23 protein-coding genes are annotated in these 20,555 nt (G+C 64.5%); 10 read left to right on the top strand and 13 right to left on the bottom strand.

Features of this window, described 5'->3' with window-relative positions; genetic code table 11:
* Nucleotides 1-16 precede the first annotated feature (16 nt).
* Nucleotides 17-502, top strand: a complete 486-nt coding sequence (locus tag CH296_RS11995; protein ID WP_045198207.1) for an Lrp/AsnC family transcriptional regulator — start codon at nt 17-19, stop codon at nt 500-502.
* A gap of 28 nt (nt 503-530) precedes the next feature.
* Here CH296_RS11995 and hppD read toward each other — a convergent pair whose 3' ends face one another.
* A complete protein-coding gene (gene hppD, locus CH296_RS12000) occupies nt 531-1,736 on the bottom strand; it encodes a 4-hydroxyphenylpyruvate dioxygenase (RefSeq protein ID WP_094684837.1) in 1,206 nt (401 codons plus the stop codon).
* 180 nt (nt 1,737-1,916) lie between these two features.
* On the opposite strand from hppD, the gene CH296_RS12005 reads away from it, so the two are divergent.
* A complete protein-coding gene (locus CH296_RS12005; protein ID WP_032395390.1) occupies nt 1,917-2,429 on the top strand; it encodes an Lrp/AsnC family transcriptional regulator in 513 nt (170 codons plus the stop codon).
* Nucleotides 2,430-2,462: 33 nt separating this feature from the next.
* Here CH296_RS12005 and CH296_RS12010 read toward each other — a convergent pair whose 3' ends face one another.
* The 3 genes from CH296_RS12010 to CH296_RS12020 form a co-directional block, all read right to left on the bottom strand.
* Nucleotides 2,463-3,842, bottom strand: coding sequence for an SLC13 family permease (locus CH296_RS12010; protein ID WP_094684838.1), 1,380 nt, complete (start codon nt 3,840-3,842; stop codon nt 2,463-2,465).
* 73 nt (nt 3,843-3,915) lie between these two features.
* Entirely contained in the window at nt 3,916-4,797 is an 882-nt protein-coding gene (locus tag CH296_RS12015; RefSeq protein WP_094684839.1) for a hydroxymethylglutaryl-CoA lyase, read from the bottom strand.
* A gap of 1 nt (nt 4,798) precedes the next feature.
* Entirely contained in the window at nt 4,799-6,022 is a 1,224-nt protein-coding gene (locus tag CH296_RS12020) for a CaiB/BaiF CoA-transferase family protein (RefSeq protein WP_094646564.1), read from the bottom strand.
* A 171-nt stretch (nt 6,023-6,193) separates the two neighbouring features.
* Between CH296_RS12020 and CH296_RS12025 the strand changes: the two genes are divergently transcribed.
* Nucleotides 6,194-6,733 (top strand): gamma carbonic anhydrase family protein, encoded by a 540-nt coding sequence (locus CH296_RS12025; protein WP_256980425.1) that lies wholly within the window; start codon nt 6,194-6,196, stop codon nt 6,731-6,733.
* A gap of 94 nt (nt 6,734-6,827) precedes the next feature.
* Complete coding sequence (locus CH296_RS12030; protein ID WP_256980426.1) at nt 6,828-7,487, top strand: IclR family transcriptional regulator; 660 nt, start codon at nt 6,828-6,830, stop codon at nt 7,485-7,487.
* An 8-nt stretch (nt 7,488-7,495) separates the two neighbouring features.
* Here CH296_RS12030 and fahA read toward each other — a convergent pair whose 3' ends face one another.
* The 4 genes from fahA to CH296_RS12050 form a co-directional block, all read right to left on the bottom strand.
* A complete protein-coding gene (fahA, locus tag CH296_RS12035) occupies nt 7,496-8,662 on the bottom strand; it encodes a fumarylacetoacetase (RefSeq protein WP_094684840.1) in 1,167 nt (388 codons plus the stop codon).
* Between the two features lie 31 nt (nt 8,663-8,693).
* Entirely contained in the window at nt 8,694-9,482 is a 789-nt protein-coding gene (locus tag CH296_RS12040; protein WP_179277705.1) for a hypothetical protein, read from the bottom strand.
* A complete protein-coding gene (locus CH296_RS12045) occupies nt 9,479-10,672 on the bottom strand; it encodes a homogentisate 1,2-dioxygenase (protein WP_094684841.1) in 1,194 nt (397 codons plus the stop codon). The genes CH296_RS12040 and CH296_RS12045 overlap by 4 nt, the downstream gene beginning before the upstream one ends.
* Before the next feature lie 72 nt (nt 10,673-10,744).
* Complete coding sequence (locus CH296_RS12050) at nt 10,745-11,317, bottom strand: MarR family winged helix-turn-helix transcriptional regulator (protein ID WP_094684842.1); 573 nt, start codon at nt 11,315-11,317, stop codon at nt 10,745-10,747.
* 49 nt (nt 11,318-11,366) lie between these two features.
* Here CH296_RS12050 and CH296_RS12055 point away from each other — a divergent pair, with 49 nt between their 5' ends.
* Complete coding sequence (locus CH296_RS12055) at nt 11,367-11,576, top strand: hypothetical protein (RefSeq protein WP_094646569.1); 210 nt, start codon at nt 11,367-11,369, stop codon at nt 11,574-11,576.
* Here the strand turns inward: CH296_RS12055 and CH296_RS12060 are convergent.
* Nucleotides 11,548-11,949, bottom strand: coding sequence for a hypothetical protein (locus tag CH296_RS12060; protein ID WP_094646570.1), 402 nt, complete (start codon nt 11,947-11,949; stop codon nt 11,548-11,550). The two genes, CH296_RS12055 and CH296_RS12060, sit on opposite strands and share 29 nt — an antisense overlap.
* Nucleotides 11,950-12,032: 83 nt before the next feature.
* On the opposite strand from CH296_RS12060, the gene CH296_RS12065 reads away from it, so the two are divergent.
* The 4 genes from CH296_RS12065 to CH296_RS12080 all read left to right on the top strand — a co-directional run bounded on the left by CH296_RS12065 (nt 12,033) and on the right by CH296_RS12080 (nt 16,385).
* The gene (locus CH296_RS12065; protein ID WP_094646571.1) at nt 12,033-12,914 is read left to right on the top strand and encodes a dioxygenase; all 882 of its coding nucleotides are present in this window, start codon (nt 12,033-12,035) and stop codon (nt 12,912-12,914) included.
* A gap of 212 nt (nt 12,915-13,126) precedes the next feature.
* Nucleotides 13,127-14,548 carry a lipase family protein gene (locus CH296_RS12070; RefSeq protein WP_373557279.1) on the top strand — a complete coding sequence of 474 codons (1,422 nt, stop codon included), beginning with the start codon at nt 13,127-13,129 and terminating at the stop codon, nt 14,546-14,548.
* A 54-nt stretch (nt 14,549-14,602) separates the two neighbouring features.
* Nucleotides 14,603-15,244 carry a TetR/AcrR family transcriptional regulator gene (locus CH296_RS12075; RefSeq protein WP_094684843.1) on the top strand — a complete coding sequence of 214 codons (642 nt, stop codon included), beginning with the start codon at nt 14,603-14,605 and terminating at the stop codon, nt 15,242-15,244.
* Between the two features lie 31 nt (nt 15,245-15,275).
* Complete coding sequence (locus tag CH296_RS12080) at nt 15,276-16,385, top strand: CaiB/BaiF CoA-transferase family protein (protein WP_094684844.1); 1,110 nt, start codon at nt 15,276-15,278, stop codon at nt 16,383-16,385.
* Here the strand turns inward: CH296_RS12080 and CH296_RS12085 are convergent.
* Complete coding sequence (locus CH296_RS12085) at nt 16,382-17,113, bottom strand: SIMPL domain-containing protein (protein WP_256980427.1); 732 nt, start codon at nt 17,111-17,113, stop codon at nt 16,382-16,384. The two genes, CH296_RS12080 and CH296_RS12085, sit on opposite strands and share 4 nt — an antisense overlap.
* A 38-nt stretch (nt 17,114-17,151) precedes the next feature.
* The gene (locus tag CH296_RS12090; protein WP_094684845.1) at nt 17,152-17,703 is read right to left on the bottom strand and encodes a YceI family protein; all 552 of its coding nucleotides are present in this window, start codon (nt 17,701-17,703) and stop codon (nt 17,152-17,154) included.
* 66 nt (nt 17,704-17,769) lie between these two features.
* Here CH296_RS12090 and dhaL point away from each other — a divergent pair, with 66 nt between their 5' ends.
* A complete protein-coding gene (dhaL, locus tag CH296_RS12095) occupies nt 17,770-19,422 on the top strand; it encodes a dihydroxyacetone kinase subunit DhaL (RefSeq protein ID WP_045198225.1) in 1,653 nt (550 codons plus the stop codon).
* Here dhaL and CH296_RS12100 read toward each other — a convergent pair.
* The gene (locus tag CH296_RS12100) at nt 19,406-19,891 is read right to left on the bottom strand and encodes a GAF domain-containing protein (RefSeq protein ID WP_045198226.1); all 486 of its coding nucleotides are present in this window, start codon (nt 19,889-19,891) and stop codon (nt 19,406-19,408) included. The two genes, dhaL and CH296_RS12100, sit on opposite strands and share 17 nt — an antisense overlap.
* Nucleotides 19,867-20,529, bottom strand: coding sequence for a DUF998 domain-containing protein (locus tag CH296_RS12105; RefSeq protein WP_179273027.1), 663 nt, complete (start codon nt 20,527-20,529; stop codon nt 19,867-19,869). Before CH296_RS12105 ends, CH296_RS12100 begins: the two co-directional genes overlap by 25 nt.
* Nucleotides 20,530-20,555: the final 26 nt, after the last annotated feature.

A 20,555-nucleotide genomic window follows, 5' to 3' on the forward strand; every position in this document is an offset into this window, starting at 1 on the left:
AGGTAGGAGCGGACGAATGGACGACGTCTCGAGGCGTGTGGAGCTGGACGACACCGATCGGCGCATCCTCACCGAGTTGACCGCCGACGGTCGGGTCTCGATGCGGGTACTGGCCGATCGATTGAATCTCTCTCGTGCACATACGTATACGCGTGTCGATCGGTTGAAGGACTCGGGGGTCATCGAGCGGTTCACCGTGCAGGTCGACCATGCGGCGTCAGGGCTGGGGACCTCTGCGTTCATTGCGCTGTCCATCCGGCAGGATTCGTGGCGGACCGTGTCCGAGGGTTTGCGTGCAATGGAATTCGTCGACCATTTCAGTTTGCTCGGTGGCGATTTCGACGTCTTGGTGCTCATCAGGACTCCCGACAACGAGAGTTTGCGGCAGGTGGTGCTGGAGGGGTTGCAATCACTCGACGGAGTCCGCGCGACTCGCACGTGGCTGATCTTCGACGAGGACCGAGGCGGTCTGGGACGCACGACGCCGCCCACCGAACGCTGACGGTGGGCGGCGTCGAACAGATCACGAGTCAGAAGTTGCCGCGAGCGTCCTGCTCACGCTCGATGGCCTCGAACAAGGCCTTGAAGTTGCCGATGCCGAAGCCGAGCGAGCCATGGCGTTCGATCAGCTCGAAGAACACCGTGGGGCGATCGACCAGAGGCTTGGTGAAGATCTGCAGCAGATACCCGTCCTCGTCTCGGTCCACGAGAATTCCACGCTTCTGCAGTTCTTCGATCGGTACCCGGACGTTGCCGATGCGGGCCCGCAGTTCCGGGTCCTCGTAGTACGAATCGGGGGTGGCGAGAAATTCGACGCCCGCTGCGCGCAGGGCATCGACCGAAGACAGAATGTCGTTGGTCGCGAGCGCCAGATGCTGTGCGCCCGGGCCTCGATAGAAGTCGAGGTACTCGTCGATCTGCGATCGCTTCTTGGCGACGGCCGGCTCGTTCAGCGGGAACTTCACGCGGTGGTTGCCGTTGGAGACGACCTTGCTCATCAACGCCGAGTAGTCGGTTGCGATGTCGGCTCCGACGAACTCGGCCATGTTCGTGAATCCCATGACGCGGTGATAGAAGTCCACCCACTCGTCCATCTTGCCCAACTCCACGTTGCCCACCACGTGATCGAGGGCCTGAAAGATCCGCTTGGGAGCGCCTACCGGTCGCTGCAGTGTCGACGTCCGCGGCTCGTAGCCGGGGAGGTACGCGCCGGTGTACCGGGATCGGTCGACCAACGTGTGCCGGGTGTCGCCGTAGGTGGCGATGGTCGCAGTCCGCACCGTGCCGTGCTCGTCGGAGATATCGGTTGGTTCCTGCAGTACTCGCGCGCCCTGCGCCCGCGCATGCTCGATGCATCGATCCACATCCGGGACGGCCAGTGAGATGTCGATGACGCCGTCGCCGTGCCGCGTGTGGTGCGCCACCAGGTCGCTGTCGGGATCGACGGCTCCCTTGATGACGAATCGCACTGCGCCCGACTTGAGTACGTACGCGTGGTGGTCGCGCTGACCTGTCGTCGGGCCGGAGTACGCCACCAATTCCATGCCGAAGGCGGACTGGAAGAAGTGCGTGGTCTGCGTCGCGTTGCCGACCACCCACACGATGGCGTCCCAGCCGCTGACCGGAAAGGGGTCGCGTTTGTCGTCGTACTCGACCAGGCCGACGAGCTGACGCAATTGTTCGGCGTCGAGATCGGCCAACCGTTCGTCGTCGTTGAGGATGTTGTCGAGGCTCATTGAATCTCCCTGTTGCCGAGCTGGTGTCGTGTCGACCAGTTGTTCCGTCGAGCAAAACATCTGGCGGATAGGTCGTCAATCGACCTCGTTTCTACTGTCTCAGCTGTACATATAGCGCAGACAATCTCTCGTTCTGCTATACGATATGTCTAGAAAATACGATGACCACCGAGGTGCACGATGGAACCGACGCTCGACAAGCTGGACCGCGCAATACTCGCTGCGCTGCAGGACAATTCGAGAATCGGGGTGCTCGAGCTGTCACGGAACCTCGGGGTGGCACGGGCGACGGTGACAGCGAGGCTGCAACGGCTGGAGGACAGCGGTGTCATCACCGGATACCGGCCGCGAATCGGCTTGGCTGCAGCAGGTTACGGGGTCCAGGCGTTCGTCACATTGGAGATCGCGCAAGGTGCGCTCGGCGACGTCGTCGCTGTGCTCGAGCAGATCCCCGGCGTCCTGGAAGCCTTTGCCACCACGGGTGCCGGTGATGTGTTGTGCCGAGTCGCGGCTGCCTCGCACGACGATCTGCAACGAACTCTGATCGTACTCAACCAGTCTCGTACGATCGCCCGGTCGACGAGTGTGGTGGTGCTTTCGGAACTGGTCGAGTTCCGAACGATGCCGCTGCTGAACACCGCAGAGACCGATCGAACGCCGAAAGCCCCCGCCTACCGACCCTCGCGGGAATGAGGGCGGTGAGCAGGGGCGTGTCGTTTCGCCGAGTCAGGTGACCGATGGTGCAACCACTGTCAGAAGCCAGACCGTCGGCGGGGCGAGCAGAACGACGAGTCCGCAGTACCCCAGCATCTTTCGCTGGAATCGGGCCTTGTCGTCCACTCGTGCTTCGGCCAGGACCATGACACCGTTGGTGGAGAACGGGCTGACGTCGACCACCGTCGCCGAGAAAGCAATGGCAGCAACGAATCCGATGGCACCCAGCTCACCGGCGGCGAACATCGGTGCAGCGAGGGGTAGGGCGATACCGATGGTGCCGATCGACGATCCGAATGCCGAGATGATGGCCACCGCGTAGCAGAGGATCAGTGCCGTCAGCAGTGGTGAGCCGAGGGCCGACGCGGCGTCGCCGAGGAATCCCAGTGTGCCGTTCTGGGTCATGACCGTCATGTAGGTCTGGACGCCGCAGACGAGGACCACGGCGGGCCAGGCGATGTTGTCGACCACCTTGGGGTGGGTCTTGGGTGCCAACAGCAGCAGCACCACCGACACGCAGATCGCGCTGACGCCGATGTCGACACCCAAGGTCACCGACAGCACTACCAGGGCGGCGATGCCGAGGAGCGTGAGGATACGCACTCGATTCAGCGGAACGGGCTGATCGGGAACCGTTGTGACCGAGGCAGCTTCGATGGGATCGGCCTCGACTTGCACTGCGGTGCCGCCACCGCGGCCCTCGGGCAACCCGGTGTGGCCCGGACGCGGTCCGGACGGCGTCGGCAGTCCGCTCTCCTGGTCGCGCAGGTCCTGAACGTCGAACGCACGCGTTCGATCTGTGATCAGGTCGCGGCCGAGAACGAGGAAGAGCACGAGAGCGATGAAGGTGTTGAGCACGAACGGGATGAGGAACAGGGCAAGCGGATGTGAGCCGACTCCGGTGGAATCCATCAGGCCGTTGACGAAAGCGCCGTACAGGTTGATCGGGGAGAAGCAGCACGCAAGAGCGCCGTGGCTCACGACCATGCCCATGAGGAAGGGATTGACGTTGTTGCGCTTGGCCAGTGGCATCGCGATCGGTGCCAGCATGCCGACGGCGAGAACGGAGCCGAGGGCCATCAGCAGCCCGGACAGCAGGAACATCATCCACAGAATGGCCCAGCGTCGCCCGCCCACCAGTCGGAGGGAACGATCGATGACGACGTCGATGGTTCCGTTGGCTTTGGCGATGGCGAACAGCAAGGTGATGCCGCCGACGATGATGAACGTACTACCGGGGAATGCGTCGATGATGTCGTCGATGGGGATGCCGGATATCGCGCCACCGATGAGGAACGCGCCGGCGAAGGCGAGTAGACCCATGTTGATGGGAGTGATCGTCGCGACCGTGAAGATGGCGATGAGGGCGACGATCGAGATTGCGTAGACCATGGCTGGCCTTTCGGACGGAGGATGAGGTTGTGCCGCGGAGGAAGCGGCGATGCGCGGGCCGGAGCCCGCCTGATCACAGAGCGGAGGCGGGGGTGGGGAGAGGTAGGGCGCGGTCGACCACTGCACGAGCGAGATCGGCAGCGGCGGTGAGACCGTCAGTGTCGATACCGGTGTCGATTCCGGCGCGATGGAACGTATCCACGAGTTGTTCGGTGGCCAGGTTTCCGTGCGCGCCCGGGGCGAAGGGACAACCGCCGTACCCGGCGAGTGCGCTGTCGAAGTATTCGATCTCGAGGTCGAGTACTGCACGTACCGCTGTGTCGAGGGCCTGATCGTGAGCGTTGTGCAGATGCAGGCTGATTGTCAACTCGGGCAACGCTGTTCGTACGGCGTCGACACCTGTCAGTACCTGGTCGGTGGTGGCGATCCCCAGCGTGTCGGCCAGACCGAGGCTCGATACACCGATGTCGGCCATGCGTTCACACACTTCGACGAGCCGCTCGGGCGTGATGACGCCGTCGAACGGGCACACGAATGCGGTACTGACCCCGCCGGTGAATGTGCGGTCCGGATGCAGTGCGACAGCGGAACTCAGATCGCGCAAGGCGTCGTCGGGCGAGCGTCCGGCGTTGGCGCGGCTGTGGCTCTCGCTGGCGGACGTCACGATCTGGATCACGTCGATGTCCGTCTCGGCTGCCCGGTGGACACCGCGACTGTTCAAAGTCAGTGCACTGTAACGACTTCCGTCTCGGCGGGGTGCGCGTTTCACGACTTCCTCGGCGTCGGCCATCTGCGGCACCCGGGTGGCAGAGACGAACGACGCGATCTCGAGCGAGGTGATGCCCGACGCAAGGGTTGCATCGAGCACCGCCAGCTTGTCGGCGGTGGGGACGATGCACTTCTCGTCCTGCAGACCATCGCGGAGATAGACGTCGGTGATGTTGACGCGCGGCATTTCAGATCACCTTCCTGGCGCGGAGATCGTCGAGCTGCTCCTCGGTGAGACCGAGTGTGCGGCCGAGAACATCGTCGGTGTGCTCGCCCAGATCCGGGCCCGCCCACTTGACGGCGGTGGCGGTGTCGCCGAAGCGCGGAACCACTCCGGGAAAGCGCACTTCCTCGGTGCTGCCCTGTTCCACCGAGACTTTCAGAGGCTGCACCATGCCGCGGGCGACGAAGTGCTCGTCCTCGGCGATCTGGCCTGCGTCGAATACCTCTCCGACGGGAACGCCTGCAGCACCGAGCTCGTCGACGACCACGGAGGTGGGGCGCGCCGATGTCCACGACGAGATCGCCTCGTCGAGCTCGGCCTCGCGCTGAAATCGTCTGTCGCCGTCGGCCAAGTCGGGGTCCGCGGCCAGGTCTGCTCGGCCGACTGCGGTCATGAGCCGGCCGAACACGCTGCTCGAGTTACCGGCGATCATGACGCTGCCGTCCTGGGATGGATAGATTCCGCTGGGGACCACGCCGGGAAGATTGCCCGCTGTGCGCTGGCGGACGGTGCCGTATGCGTCGAAGTCCGGGACCAGTGATTCCATGGCCATGAACACTGCTTCGTAGAGTGCGACGTCGGCGACCTTGGGCCGAGAATGATCTCCGCTGCGTTCTCGAGCGAGCAGCATCACCAGAGCGCCGACAGCTCCGTGGAGTCCGGCCAGGACGTCTCCGATGGGTGCGGCCGGGCGCACCGGGTCGCGATCTGCGTGCCCGGTGACGTGGCGAAGTCCGCCGAAAGCCTCTGCGACACCTCCGAATCCCGCGCGATCGCGATGCGGGCCGGTTTGACCGTAGCCCGAGATCCGCACCAGGACGACGTCGGGATTGACTGCCTGCAGACGATCGGGCCCGAGACCCCACCGCTCGAGTGTGCCGGGTCGAAAGTTCTCGACGACGACATCGGCGGTTTCGACCAGGCGCAGCGCCAGATCGCGGCCGTCGTCGGTTCGAAGGTCGAGGGTCACAGAATGCTTGTTGCGGGCAATGGTCCGAAACATCATGGAGGTGTCTCCGCGGCTTCGACGCCAGCCGCGGAGTTCGTCTCCGACGCCGGGGCGTTCGATCTTGATGACTTCGGCACCGAAGTCGGCGAAAAGACGACTGGCGAACGGTGCGGCGATGAAGTTGCCCAGCTCGATCACACGGATTCCGTGCAATGGGCCGTTCTCGGTAGTGGTGGACACCGGTGGTCACTCCCTGCAGTTGGGTAGTAGGTCCGAGTGAAGATAATTATCATTATTTGATAAGTGCATTATCTTCTGGTAGGAATGACCATAGTGCGCTGGATCACTGATGACAAGCACTGTGACGTGGATTCCAGAAATAGCTGTACCGATGGAAGGAAACAGGAACTCATGACCGATACGAGCTCAGGGTCGATGCTGCTCGCGCTCGAGTGCGGTTCTCCGAACGTCGACGCGTCCGCGTGGGTCGCCCCCACTGCGACGCTCGTCGGACGAGTGAATCTGGGGCCGGACAGCAGTGTCTGGTATCGGGCCGTTCTCCGCGCCGACTCCGAGGAGATCACGGTCGGCAGTGGGTCCAATGTTCAGGATGGCGTTGTCGCACATGTGGATCCGGGCTATCCGCTCACGATCGGTGCGAACGTGAGTGTGGGACACAATGCCGTCCTGCATGGTTGCACCGTCGGCGACGGAACACTGGTCGGCATGGCTGCCGTCATCATGAACGGCGCAGTGGTGGGAGCGAACTGCCTCGTTGCAGCAGGCGCGCTGGTGACCGAAGGCGCTCGTATTCCACCCAGATCGTTGGTGGCGGGTGTCCCCGCCAAAGTTCGGCGGGAATTGACCGACGAGGAGGTCGAGCACTGCACGGCCAACGCGCTCACCTACCGCACCTTGGCCGGAGTCCACCGTGGTGCTCGGCGCTGCTGACGGCGTCGCGGATCGGTCCGACACCTATGCTGCGTAGTCAGTGTCGGCCAGGTCGCCGGTGCAGTGCCGGAATCGAAAACGGAGGTCGACAGCAGTGACGGACGGTAGCGCCGACACCACCACCGGGGTTCTGGCTCGGGCCGCAGCGATTCTCAACGCCGTCGAGGCGTGTCCGCGGACCACCGGCGACCTCGCCAAGATGCTGGGTCTGTCTGCATCGACGGTCTATCGGCTGGTCGGCGAGATGGTGCGGTACTCGATGCTGCGCCGGGACAACGACGGTCTTGTTCATCCCGGTGATCGCTTCGGTACGTCCACTCTCGGCGGACTCGCCGTGCCGATTCTCAGGCGTCTGCGGCAGGAGACCGGCGAATCCGCGCAGCTGTGGGTACTGCGGGGATCGCATCGGTTGTGTCTGGTGTCGGAGGATTCGGAGCACGAACTCCGGGCGTCCTTGCCCGCGGGGGCGCTACTTCCGCTCGGAGCGGGGTCGGCCAGTCACGTGTTGGCAGGCGACCTCGACGCCGACGCCGAGCGTCGGGCCCGCGGGTGGTGGGAATCGGCGTCGGAGCGAACCCCGGGCCTGACCTCGGTGAGTGCACCGGTCCGCCGAGACGAGCGCATCGTCGCCGCCGTCTGTGTCGCGGGTCCGATCGAGAGGGTGGCGACGTCGGCCGGCCTGCTGTGGGGGCAGGCCGTGCGCGACGCAGCGCTGGAGATCGAGAAATCTCTGGTCGTGCGATCCGAGTGGTAGCCAGTCGTTCAGGCCGGCGTGATCCGGCCCCGGACGTCACCGAAGCCGATGCGCGAGCCGTTCGGCCCCGGGGCGCTGGCGGCAATGACGACCTCGTCGCCGTCCTCGAGAAACGTTCTGTTCTCCGCGCCGAGTGACACCGGTTCCTTACCACCCCAGGTGAGTTCGATGAAGGCACCGCGCTGATCCTTCTCGGGTCCCGAGATGGTGCCCGAGGCGAACAGGTCACCGGTTCGGCTGGTTGCGCCGTTGACGGTCTCGTGCGCCAGCATCTGCGCCGGCGACCAGTACATCGCACTGTAGGGCGGGTGGGAAACGGCATGGCCGTTCCACGAGACCGTCAGATCGATGTCCAAAGCCCACGAACGAGATTCGCGGAGGTACTCGAGCGGCTCCGGATCCTGAACCGGCGTCGAGGTTCGCGCGTGTTCGAGCGCGAGCAGGGGAACCACCCACGGTGAGATGGACGTCGCGAAACTCTTGCCGAGATTCGGCCCCAGCGGCACGTACTCCCAGGCCTGGATGTCGCGAGCCGACCAGTCGTTGACGACGACGGCACCGAACACGTGCTCGGAGAACCGATCCGGCGGTATGGGTCCGTCGGACGGAACACCGACGACGAAGCCCATCTCTGCCTCGATATCCAGTCGCCGACTCGGACCGAACGTGGGCGACGCCTCGTCGGGTGCCTTGCGTTGACCGCACGGCCTCCTGACGTCGGTACCGGAGACGAACACCGTGCCGGCCCGGCCGTGATACGCAACGGGCAGGTGCTTCCAGTTCGGTAGCAGCGGTTCGGCATCGGGGCGAAAGAGTCGACCCAGGTTGGACGCGTGGTGCTCGGAGGCGTAGAAGTCCACGTAGTCGGCCACCGCGAACGGCAGGTGCATCGTGACATCGGAAACGGATACGATTGCGTCCGTGGGGGTGGTGCCACTGATGAGCATGTCGGTGACGGACGTGCGCACCTCCACCCAGCGGGTGCGTCCACGGGACATGAACGCATTGAGGCTGGGCGAGGCGAAATCGGGATCGTCCACAGCTACGGAAAGATCGATCACGGTGTCGCCGTACCGAACTCCTACGCGTGCGTCGGTACCGGGAGTGCTGAAGATGCCATAGGGGAGGTTGTCGATTCCGAACTCGGAATCGGCGGGGATGTCGATGTGCGTCATGGACGGCGCTCCTGATGTACGGGGGTGGGGCTCACAGGGGTGGCACGAGGCCGAGGGCGACGAGATCGTCGAGGGGTTCGCGGACGCTGCAGGTACCGAAGGAGGCGAAAGCGCGTTGGCCCTCGATCCCGGCGACGAGCCCGGCGAGGACGTCTGCATCGCGGATCGCCAGTATCTTCTCGAGCTCGCCGACTCGCGCGCCGCTGTGGGCGGCCTGCGCCGCGAGGATCACGTTGAGGAAGCCGTGTTGCTCGAACCCGTTGTCGGGATCGGTGTTACGAGCCGCATGGTGCAAGCCCGCGGTGGCTTTGAAGTGGACCTCACGCTGCGCGGCCTCGTAGATGGACGCGGCGAGCTCCTGCTCGTCCGGGTACAGGTCGGCCGTGACTCCGCCGGTTCTGAATTTGGCGCGATACCCGAACTCGTCGACTGCATCGAAGATGGCGTCTCGTCGGGCATCCCGGGGAATCTCGACGTAGATGTCGATGTCCTGAGTGATGGTGCGCAGGGCATCGATGTCGGTGCCGTCGGGGACTGCCACTTCGATGGCCACGACGGTCACCCCGGCCGTGCGGTCGGCGGCGCGTAGGCCGGCCTCGACACTGCCTGGTCCGGCAGGTGCGGTCAACGCCACCTCCATCCGAGCACCGAGGACGAGCTCGTTCACCCGGTCCATCGGAACGACCAACGGGCCGACGAGGTCTGCGAAAGAACTGCCCCGGTACTCGAGATGTTGTGCCGCAGCAACATCGAGCGGCGCATTGCCGGGAGGGAAAACAGCGGCATCGTCGCACAGGCGATGAAAGAACTTTGGAATCATCGGTTCGGTCCCCGGCCTGCCCAGGTCCACGCATACCCGGTGTCCTCGCACGCCAGCGCACCTTCGCCCAGTTCGAGCGGGCGGAACGTATCGACCATGACGGCCAGTTCGTCGAAGAACTCGGCACCGATACTGCGTTCGTAGGCACCGGGTTGCGGCCCGTGAGCGTGACCGCCTGGATGCACCGAGATCGAACCCTGGCCGATTCCGGAACCTTTGCGGGCCTCGTAGTCGCCGCCGACATAGAACATGATCTCGTCCGAGTCGACGTTGGAGTGGTAGTACGGCACCGGAATTGCCAGCGGGTGGTAGTCGACCTTGCGTGGAACGAAGTTGCAGATCACAAAATTGGAACCCTCGAACGCTTGGTGCGCGGGCGGTGGTTGATGCACGCGGCCGGTGATCGGTTCGTAGTCGGAGATGTTGAACGTGTACGGGTACAGGCAGCCGTCCCACCCCACCACGTCGAACGGATGCTGCGGGTAGACGTATCGGGTCCCGACGATCCCCGTCGAACCGCGGTGTTTGACAAGCACTTCCACGTCGGTTCCCTCGCCGAGCAGAGGCTCGCTGGGGCCGTGCAGATCGCGTTCACAGTAGGGAGCGTTCTCGAGCAACTGGCCGTACTTCGACAGGAACCGCTTCGGTGGCGCGATGTGACTGTTGGCTTCGATGGCGTACGCGCGAAGTGGACCGTGAGGAATCCAGCGGTGCGTCGTCGCGCGCGGAATGAGCACGTAGTCACCCTGCTGTGCCTGGAGGGTTCCGAATACCGTTTCCACTGCAGCAGAACCGGATTCGATATACACCATCTCGTCACCGATCGAATTGCGATACAGCGGTGAGGTTTTCGACGCGACGACATAGGACAGTCTAACGTCGGCGTTACCGAGGACGAGTCGCCGGCCGGTGACGACGTCGGTGTCGGCGACGACGGAGTCCGGGAACAGCTCGTGCAACGTCAGGTGTCGCGGCTTCAGCGGATGGTTCGGCGTCGTCGATTGATCGGGAAGCTCCCAGACCGTGGCATCGACGATGGCCGAGGGAATGTGGCGGTGATAGAGGAGAGACGAGTCCGAGGAGAAGCCCTCTTCGCCCATCAGTTCCTCGAAGTAGAGGTTGCCCTCTGGAGTTCGATGCTGGGTGTGCCGCTTCGGCGGCACCGATCCGAGCTGGCGGTAATAGGCCACGTCGTCGCTCCTGGGTCGAGTTCACCGGATGTAGTAAATACATTAACTATTTCGACGTGATCTACGCAACCGTCAGTTCCGTCCGCGGACGTCGAACTGGCTTCGATTGGTGATCAGCTTGGTCAACAACATCACCAGAATCCGCTGCTCGGGCTCGGTGAGCGCGCTGGCCCACGCGTTCTCCCGCTCGTTCTGCTCGGCGAACGTCTCGATCATCTCTGCGTGACCACGCTCGGTGAGGGCCAGGCGAACCGAACGCCCGTCGGACTCGTCGGGGGTGCTGACGAGCAAACCGCCCGCGATCAGGGATTTTGACAGGTTCGATACGGTCGCGCGACTCATGCCGGTCAATTCGGCGGCCCGCTTCGGCTCGATCGGACCCGCCAGCCACGTGACGAACATCAGCCGGAACGACGACCATGACCAGCCTCGCGGGCGATGAACCGTCGACTCCAGGTCGTACGTGACGATGTTCGACGCCCGGTTGAGCGTCAGTAGAACCTCTGTGGCCAGCTGATGCTCGAAGCCGTACTTCCGGGCCAACGTGCTGTTGGCGGTCTCGATGAACGACCAGAAATCGGGCTCGGGTGAGTCGGTCACGGATTCATTGTAACCACGAAACCATCTGATCAACACCTTTATCATTTCGCTGGGCGCGATACGTGCCTCGTCCCGCAGGAGTCATGATGGACGCATGAGCTCGAAGAACCTGTTCGGCGGCCCCCGGACCCTGCTGATCGTGGCCGCGGTGGTCGTCGTGATCGCACTCGTCGCTGCCGCTGCAACGCTGATCGTCCGCGCCGTGCTCGGGCCGCCCGAGGGTGAGAACAAGTTCGAGATTCAGGGCTACGCCGTCGTGCAGGTCGATCCCCAGGTCAGCGACCTCGAGCTCGCCACACGTTAGCCGACTCCGCGGCGACCTGAGGGTCGTGCGTCTGCTGAAAGTTCCGCCCGCCGCGGGCGAAGGTGTGCAGCGTCGCGGCCGGTACCCGATGTTCGGGAACGGGCTCGTCGGTCCACTCGCAGTCACGTACGAAAGTCATGTTCGACGCCACCGCATCGGCGCTGTGGTCCTGGCGAAGCGGACCGGATATTCGGCCGAGGAAGTACTCGCCGCGCTCGGTACGCGTCCAGACCCAGGAGCCGTCCGCGACCTGCTCGAAGCGCTCTACCCGTCGTAGTGATCGTTCGTCGTCGGCCGCCATCCCGCAGAGTCCGAAGGTGAGGGCACGTTCGACACCCCCGGGCATCGGTGCGCGGTAGACGGCGTCCGGCATAGGGCCGAGCGTAGCGATGCTGGCCAGAATGCACGATCGATGCTAACTTGAAGGTTCAACTTAATCACTTCGAAGGACCTGCCATGCCATCTGTGATCAACCCGCCGGTCGCGGGCGCAGCGTTCGACGCGTTTCTCGCCGATGCCGCGCCCGCGAGCCGTTCGCAGAAACTGTGGACCCCGAGCGACGGGCCGATGCCCGCCCTCTACATCAGCCACGGCGCACCACCGGTCTTCGACGACGCCCTGTGGATGGACCAGCTGTTCACCTGGTCGCAGTCGATGCCCAAGCCGAAAGCGATCCTCATCGTCAGCGCGCACTGGGAAGAGGCACCGCTGAGTCTGTCCGCCTCGGGTGCCGCAACCCCATTGGTCTACGACTTCGGTGGATTCGCTCAGCGCTACTACTCGATGGAATATCGGACGCCCGACGCCGAGGAGCTGGCCGCACGCGTTGCCGCGGCCATTCCGGCGTCGGAGAACCTGCATCAGCACAACTCCCGCGGCCTCGACCACGGTGCCTGGGTTCCGCTGAAGGTCATGTACCCCTACGCCGATGTTCCCGTTCTGCAGTTGAGCCTGCCGACGCACGCTCCCGATCGGCTGATGGCGATCGGCGCCGCGTTGAAGGAACTTCGCGCCGAGGGAGTTTTGGTGATCGGTTCCGGGTTCATGACGCACGGTCTGCCGTTCCTGTCCCGGGAGAATTTCGCCACCAACACTGTGCCGACCTGGTCGGAGGACTTCGATCTCTGGGCGGCCGACGCGTTGTCGCGTGGTGACGTCGCGACTCTGGCGGACTTCCGTAGTGCTGCGCCGGGGATGCCGTACGCCCACCCCACCGTCGAACATTTCACGCCACTGTTCGTCACTCTGGGTGCGGCCGAGAACCCGGAAGCTCCGGTGACCACCGCCATCACCGGCTTTCAATTCGGTTTGGCGAAGAGGTCCTTCGCGGTCGCGTGATGTCGTAGGAGGGGCAGGCATGGCCGGCTGGAGATGGAATCGGTTCACTTCTGAATTCTTTTCGAACCGGGGATTGTTATCCACACCACTTCGCTCTACAGTTCTCAGCACCATCTCGGACATCGGTGTCCAAGATGGTCGGATGCGCTGTACGAACCGACGCCGGGCGCGCGTCCTACGGAGCCCGTCCTCCGGCGCGAAGGAGTACAGCCGTGTCTTCTGCTCGATCTTGGACGCTTCGGGTCGCAATCGGCCTGGTGACTGCCGTCGCCGCCATTGCGGCGACGACCAGTCCCGCTGCCGCTGCACCCGACGTCAGCGATCCGCCCGAGGTGGTGGTCCAGCCGCCTCTGGCACCGTTCACGTGGCCGACAATCCCCGAGTTCGACACCGGCTTCTACCGTCCTCCCGCCGACGTCGTGGCCGCGGCCGAACCAGGTCAGATCATCGCCGCTCGGCCCGTCGAGCTGGCCACTCTCAATGTCATCCCCACACAGGTGGACGCCTGGCAGCTATCGTTTCGGTCCAACAACGGACGCGACGAGCCGATAGCTGCGGTCACCACGGTCATCAAGCCCCGTGGCGTGCCCGCGGCACCGCGCCCGCTGATATCCATCCAATTGGCCGAGGATTCTCTCGCCGCCTACTGCGCGCCCTCGTATGCGATGCGAGCGGGGGCAATTCCCTGGCCGGTCACGGGCGCAGTGACGTCGGGTGCTCAATTCCTCGAGGTGCAGGCAGCGTTGGCTCAGGGCTGGGCGGTATCGGTACCCGACCATCAAGGTCCGAACAACTCGTTCGCCGCGGGGCCGGTCGCCGGTCGGATCACCCTCGACGGCATCCGAGCGGCCGAGAACTTCGCGCCGATGCAGTTGTCCGGGGAGGCCACCAAGGTGGGGATGAGCGGCTACTCCGGTGGCGCGATAGCCACCGGTCATGCAGCCGAGCTGGCCGGAAGCTATGCGCCCGAGCTCGATATCGTCGGCGTCACCGAGGGCGGAACCCCGGCTGAACTCGGGGCCCTGGTCGACAACGCGAACAATGCCCTCGGCTCCGGCATCGTCGCTGCCGGCATCATCGGTGCCAGCCGCGAAGATCCCGAGTTGGCCGACTTCATCGACCGGCACATCGATCCGCTCGGCCGAACTTTGTTCGCGGCCAAGGACAATCTCTGTGTCGGCTACTCGTCGGCGCTGCTCCCGTTCGTCAACCTGAAGGGTTTCCTGCATACCGACGGCGACCCGATTCAACAACCCGTGGTGAAGAAGGCCCTGTCCGCGATGCGACTCGGTGGCACCACCCCGAACATGCCGCTCTACGTCTACCACTCGAACCCGGATTGGCTGGTGCCGATCGGGCCGGTCAACGCGATGGTCGATTCGTACTGCAGCCGTCCCGGTGCCGATGTCACCTACACCCGTGACCATTTCAGCGAGCACATCACTCTGGAGCTGATTGCCTTTCCGAGCGCGGTGTTGTGGATGCGCGACCGGTTTGCCGGTGTTCCTGTGGAACCGGGTTGCCGAACGAACGATGTCGGCTCGATGGCGCTCGACACACGTGCACACCCGCTCTTCGTCGATGCCGTCGGCGAGATAATCGCCGGACTGTTCGGCAAGCCGATCGGGGCGTGACGGGCCCGATCGGCGTCAGGCCCGCTAGACAGTCACCGGCGGTAGACTCCGCCGGTGACTGTCGCCGACGATCAGGGCCGCATCTACGCCGGACAATCGTCCGCCGCGCGCAAAGCCGATCGACGCGCACGGTTTCTGCAGGCCGGGATCGAGGTCATCGGGGTGCGCGGATACGCAGCCACTTCGGTCGCCCATATCTGCACCGCGGCCGGTTTGGCGCGCAGTCAGTTCTACAGTGAGTTCGCCAACCGTGAGGCGCTGCTCGTGGATGTCTACGACCTGATCCAAGACGACGCGTTGGCTGCAGTCGTCGCCGCACTCGACGGGCACGTCGACCGAGACCGACGCGCGCTGGTCGTCGCCGCGATGACCGCCTTGGTCGGATCGATTGGAGGTGACCCACGGCGAGCGCGGATTTCGTATCTGGAGATGCTGGGTGTCAGCGATGCCGTCGAACAGCACCGGACGCGCCGCCGTGCACAGTGGGTGGAATTCTTCGAGAACACCCTGCGCTCGGAAGTCGGTTCCGACTTCGTTCCCCCGGGTGGATACCGTTTGGCTGCAACAGCATTCCTCGGAGCGCTCACCGAGATCGTCTCCGACTGGTCCCGTACCGCCCCGCCCCGGCCACCCATCGAGCTCATCGTCGAGACGATGGTCGCCGTGCTGGGAGCCTTCGTTCCCGACCTGAACTGAACTGCAGGGTGCCGCGCAATACAGTGGACCGATGACAGCTGCCACCGGACCACTCGCAGGACTCGTGGTCGCGGATTTTTCTCGTGTACTCGCCGGACCGTACGCGACGATGATGCTCGGCGACATGGGTGCCGAGGTGATCAAGATCGAGCGACCCGGAATCGGAGACGACACCCGATCATGGGGTCCCCCGTACGACTCTGCCGGTACGGCAACCTATTTCAACTCGGTCAACCGCAACAAGACGTCGAGGTTCATCGACCTGCAGTCCGAGACCGGCGTAGCCGAGGCACGCGAGATCGTCGCCGGCGCGGACATCGTGATCGAGAACTTTCGCGCCGGTGCGATGGACCGACTCGGACTGGGCTATTCGACGCTCTCGCAGCGCAATCCCGGTTTGATCTACTGCTCGATCACTGGATTCGGCACCGGCGGGGGAGCAGCGCTGCCGGGCTACGACCTCGTGGTTCAGGCGGTCGGCGGGCTGATGAGCGTCACCGGCCCGGACGCGGAGGCACCGACCAAAGTGGGTGTGGCGATGGTCGACATCGTCACCGGACTCCATGCGCTCAGCGGAATCCTTGCGGCGCTGCATCATCGATCGAACACAGGTGCAGGCCAGCAGATACACACCTCACTGATGGCGTCGGTGCTGTCCGCACTGAGCAACCAGTCGTCGGCCTATCTGGGGGCCGGCGTCGTACCCGTGCCGATGGGCAACAAGCACCCCTCACTGGTGCCGTACGAGGTGTTCGAGACCGCCGATCGACCCCTCGCACTTGCCGTGGGCAACGACAGGCAATTCGTTGCCCTGGTCGAGGTTCTCGGATCGCCTGCACTGGCAGCGGACGAGCGCTTCTCGTCCAATTCCGCTCGCGTGAAACATCGAGACGAGCTGGTCGACGTTCTGACCTCGGCGTTGAGCGCCCGCACCGCGGACGACTGGTATCGAGAACTGATGGCCCGCAACGTTCCCGCGGGACCGGTCAATTCTCTCGAGGAGGCCTTCGCGTTCGCGGAATCACTCGGTCTCGAACCGCGCGTGCAGGTTCCGGGTTCAGTGGCCGACGGCGTCCGCAACCCATTGGACTTCTCGGCAACACCGGTGAACTATCGCCTGCCACCGCCCGCCGAGTTCTAGTTCAACGCCCACTTGACCGACACGGACACACTGACCGTCTGCTGGCCAGGTTCGATGGGCACCGCCGTGTCGAACGAACTGGCGGAGTCGCCGAACGTCCTCGGCTGCTCCTGGCCGGTGATCGACTCGGTGATCGACAGGACGTCTCCGAGTTCGCCGCCTGCGAGCGTCGCGTATTGCTCGGCGCGATCGCGGGCATCGGCGAACGCCCTGGACCGGGCATCGGTGATCAACTCGGAATCGTCGTCGATCTTGAACGAGACCCCGGAGATTCGGGTCGCGTTGCCACCGGCCGATGTGGCGTCGCCCAACACTTCGGACGCCTTCGACAGGTCGCGAACCGTCACCTGCAAGGTGTTGGTGGCCTGATATCCGGAGATGGCCGAGGTACCGCCCGGCAGTGCACCGGAATACTGCGGATCGATCGAGACCTGCTGAGTCTGGATGTCCTCGCGAGCGACGCCGGCCGCGATGACCGCGTCCGTCACTTCGGTCACCGCAGCGTTCGCCTGTTCGATCGCGGCGGTGACGTCCTCGGCCGTGGCCTGGACGCCGATCTGGGTTGTCAACGTATCCGGTGCGCCCTGGACTTCTCCGACGCCGTTGACGTTCACCCCGGGAGGTCCATCGGGGGACGTGGTCGCTGGACTGCTGCAGCCCGCAGTCAGGGCTACGGCCAGCACCAGGGCCGATGCGCAGGATCCGGCCAACCATCTGTTTCGACTCACCGCCGTAGTGTCCACCATTGCAGGTGAATTGGAAAGGCTCAGGGCTTGCGATACTCGGCGTCGAACGTCACGGTGACCTCGTCGACCACCTTCATGGCTCCGAACATCTGCGAATACGGAGTGATCTTGTAATCCGACTGACGCACAGTGGTTTCGGACCCGACACGCCACCGATCGCCGAGGTCTGTGACGTCCACATCCACGGTGATCTCCCTCGACACACCGTGGATCTCGGCCGTGCCCGCCAGCCGGAATCCGGAGTCGACGGCCGTGATCTCGGTGGAGTGGAAACAAATCGACGGATATCGGTCGGCGTCGAAACTCTTGAGCGCGTTGGCTTTCGCGACGATCTTCTCCGGTCCGATCAACGGTGTCAGTCCACCCTCGCCGTGGACCACGTCGAGTGAACTCACCTCGGCGGTCAAGGTGACAGCGGTAGGTGCGTCCCCGGCCCACTCGACTGTCGCAGCCCAGGAGGTCATCGCGATCGTGAGGCGATGCCCCATCTTGGATGCCCTTCCTGTGACATCCGTGCGAACAGCCAACTGCCCGCCGTCGGATGCGTCGAGCGTCCAGGTCTCGGTACTCATCCCCCGACTGTATCCGTCCCGCAGAACCGACGACGGGACTCAGGCGCAGGTGGTTAGGGTGGAGGTATGTTCTCCAATTCCCCTCGAACATTCGTCGCCGACGCCCTCCGCGGCTTCGTCGCCGCCACCGACGACGTCGCCTGGCATGCCGACCCCGGCTACCTGACGCGTCGCTATCGCATCTCCGACGGCCAGGTCGCGCTGCTGTCCGGTGGGGGATCGGGCCATGAGCCGCTGCATGCCGGCTTCATCGGCCGCGGCATGCTCACCGGCGCGTGCCCGGGCCTGGTGTTCACCTCACCCAATGCCCTCCAGGTGCACGAGGCATCCAAGGCCGTGGACTCGGGCGGCGGCGTGGTCCACATCGTGAAGAACTACACCGGCGACGTGATGAACTTCAAGATCGCCCGAGAGTTGTTGCAGGAGGACGGCATTGTCGCCGACGTCGTTCTCGTCGACGACGACGTGGCCAGTGAGAGCGAGGACGGCCCTGGCCGCCGCGGCACCGCAGCGACCATCGTCGTCGAAAAGGTATGCGGCGCAGCGGCCGAACGCGGAGACAGCCTGCAGGCGGTGGTCGCGCTTGGGCGTCGAACAGCGGAGAACGCACGCAGCATGGCCGTCGCGATGAATCCGCCCACATTGCCGGGAGCGGACGAACCGTCGTTCGACCTCCCGTCGGAGGAAATCGAACTCGGCATCGGCATCCACGGAGAACGCGGCACCGACCGTGTGCCGCGCCTGCCCGCCCGGGAGATCGTCGCGAAACTGACAGATCCCATCGTGGACTCGCTCGGGTTGAACTCGGGCGAATCGGTGATCGCGGTGGTCAACGGGCTCGGAGCAACGCATCCGCTGGAGCTGCATCTGCTGTTCGGTGAACTCTCGGAGTACTTGCACGGCAAGGGGATCGAGATCTCCCGCTCGCTCGTGGGCAGCTTCGTCACCGCGCTCGACATGGGTGGAGCCTCGATCACCCTCGTGCGCGCCGACGACGAGATGCTCGAGCTCTGGGACGCCCCCACCGACGCACCCGGTTGGCCCAACGCCCACAGCCGCGGCGTGAAGTCGGTGGGCGAACGTGGAGGCTTCGGGCCCTCGTTCGAGCCCTCCGACACCGGAGAGGTTTCGGCGTTCGCCTCGACGTGGATCGGGACTTGGGCGCAGCGGGTACTCGACGAAGAACCGGCCCTGACCGAGCTGGACCGCAAAGCAGGCGACGGCGACTTCGGAACCAACATGGTGGCCGCCCTCGAACAGCTCGATCTGGATGCCGTCAAGGACACCTATTCGGCAGCAACGGTATTCGAGGCCGTCAGTGAGGCCTACCTGGGCCACGCGGGCGGTACCTCGGGCGCGCTGTTCGGGATCTGGTTCCGCCAGTTCTACCGGACGATGCTCGAATCCGAGCCAGGTACTGCTGCCATCGCGGCCGCGGCCCGGGCAGGCCTGGACAGCATCACCGAACTCGGTGGCGCACGGGTAGGCGACAAGACGATGGTCGACGCCATCGCCCCTGCCGTCGATGCACTCGAGAAGGACGGCGGCACCCTGCAGCAGGCCGCGGACGCCGCGAAAACCGGAGCCGAATCGACCGAGGACATGACCGCCAACCGCGGCCGCGCCAGCTACGTCGGCGAGGCCGCGCGAGGCGTCGTCGACCCCGGTGCGCTGGTCATGGCCTGGTTCTTCGAGGCAGCTGCTAGCTCAGCGAACTGAGAAAGACCTCCGCGATCGCTTCGAGGCCGGCCTGATCGTCGGCGTCGAAGCGGTCGGGAACAGGGCTGTCCAGATCGAACACACCGATCAGGGTCTCGCCCTGGTACAGCGGTACGACGACCTCGGAGCGTGTATTGGCATCGCACGCGATGTGACCGGGGAAAGCGTGGACGTCGGCGACGCGCTGCGTCTCGCGGGTGGTCGCTGCTGCTCCGCAGACACCCTTGTCCAGGGCGATGCGCACGCAGGCGGGCTGACCCTGAAACGGCCCGACCACCAGTTCGGTGCCGTCGAACAGGTAGAAGCCGACCCAATTGACCTCGGGCAGAGCGTGATACACCAGCGCAGACAGGTTGGCGGCGTTGGCGACGAGGTTCGATTCCTCGAACACCAGGCCACGGGCCTGCTCGGTGAGCTGCTGATACTGCTCGACCTTGGATCCGTTCAGTTCGGTCGCGGTGAAAGACATGCGCCGAGTTTAAGCGCACACCCCAGCACCACCAGATACGCCGACATGCCGCCTACCTGTATCCGTTGCGCGATGCCGAGACCGTACTCACCGGGCAGATTGTCGGCGATCAGCAGCCACGCGGTAGCCAATGACGTCACGATCAGGACGGCCAGGCCCAGCGTGCGCAGCAGCGGGTAGAGCCGGTAGCGAAATGCGGCCACCGTGAACGCGATCATGACGGTGAAGATCGCGAACACCGCGATGGTGCTGGTCAGCGCATGCAGGTGATGGAGTTGCGGGAACAATCCGCTCGGCTCGATCGGACAGCTCGGATCGTCGGCCGCCACACACTCGAGGGGGAGTTTCGCGTCGGCGATGGTCGCAATGCCGAAGATGCCCGACGCCACCCAGCCGGTGACGACGAGCCGTCGTCGCGGGGTTGCCAGGAAGCCGAGAATCGCCGCGAGAATCATCAACGAACCCGTGACGACGTCTGCGGTGGAGAAGAATTCGCGGTACGGCTGATCGCGGGCGTCGAGTTCGCTGAGGAACGATGTGGTTGGGTCGAGACCGGTGTCGAGGAAGAATTCGGCCACCCAGGCCGAGTACAGCAGGCCGGCGAGGATCAAGCAGATCGCCACTACGACGCGGCGCATATCCACGCCTTCGGTTCTCGAACGCA

This window comes from Rhodococcus sp. 14-2496-1d, from assembly GCF_002259365.1.
Lineage (GTDB): Bacteria > Actinomycetota > Actinomycetes > Mycobacteriales > Mycobacteriaceae > Rhodococcoides.

Bases quoted from the DNA above. Each gene is read 5' to 3' on its own strand.
- CH296_RS11995 (WP_045198207.1), top strand. From the start codon at position 17: ATGGACGACGTCTCGAGGCGTGTGGAGCTGGACGACACCGATCGGCGC.
- hppD (WP_094684837.1), bottom strand. From the start codon at position 1,736: ATGAGCCTCGACAACATCCTCAACGACGACGAACGGTTGGCCGATCTC.
- CH296_RS12005 (WP_032395390.1), top strand. From the start codon at position 1,917: ATGGAACCGACGCTCGACAAGCTGGACCGCGCAATACTCGCTGCGCTG.
- CH296_RS12010 (WP_094684838.1), bottom strand. From the start codon at position 3,842: ATGGTCTACGCAATCTCGATCGTCGCCCTCATCGCCATCTTCACGGTC.
- CH296_RS12015 (WP_094684839.1), bottom strand. From the start codon at position 4,797: ATGCCGCGCGTCAACATCACCGACGTCTATCTCCGCGATGGTCTGCAG.
- CH296_RS12025 (WP_256980425.1), top strand. From the start codon at position 6,194: ATGACCGATACGAGCTCAGGGTCGATGCTGCTCGCGCTCGAGTGCGGT.
- fahA (WP_094684840.1), bottom strand. From the start codon at position 8,662: ATGACGCACATCGACATCCCCGCCGATTCCGAGTTCGGAATCGACAAC.
- CH296_RS12040 (WP_179277705.1), bottom strand. From the start codon at position 9,482: ATGATTCCAAAGTTCTTTCATCGCCTGTGCGACGATGCCGCTGTTTTC.
- CH296_RS12050 (WP_094684842.1), bottom strand. From the start codon at position 11,317: ATGATAAAGGTGTTGATCAGATGGTTTCGTGGTTACAATGAATCCGTG.
- CH296_RS12055 (WP_094646569.1), top strand. From the start codon at position 11,367: ATGAGCTCGAAGAACCTGTTCGGCGGCCCCCGGACCCTGCTGATCGTG.
- CH296_RS12060 (WP_094646570.1), bottom strand. From the start codon at position 11,949: ATGCCGGACGCCGTCTACCGCGCACCGATGCCCGGGGGTGTCGAACGT.
- CH296_RS12065 (WP_094646571.1), top strand. From the start codon at position 12,033: ATGCCATCTGTGATCAACCCGCCGGTCGCGGGCGCAGCGTTCGACGCG.
- CH296_RS12080 (WP_094684844.1), top strand. From the start codon at position 15,276: ATGACAGCTGCCACCGGACCACTCGCAGGACTCGTGGTCGCGGATTTT.
- CH296_RS12090 (WP_094684845.1), bottom strand. From the start codon at position 17,703: ATGAGTACCGAGACCTGGACGCTCGACGCATCCGACGGCGGGCAGTTG.
- dhaL (WP_045198225.1), top strand. From the start codon at position 17,770: ATGTTCTCCAATTCCCCTCGAACATTCGTCGCCGACGCCCTCCGCGGC.
- CH296_RS12100 (WP_045198226.1), bottom strand. From the start codon at position 19,891: ATGTCTTTCACCGCGACCGAACTGAACGGATCCAAGGTCGAGCAGTAT.
- CH296_RS12105 (WP_179273027.1), bottom strand. From the start codon at position 20,529: ATGCGCCGCGTCGTAGTGGCGATCTGCTTGATCCTCGCCGGCCTGCTG.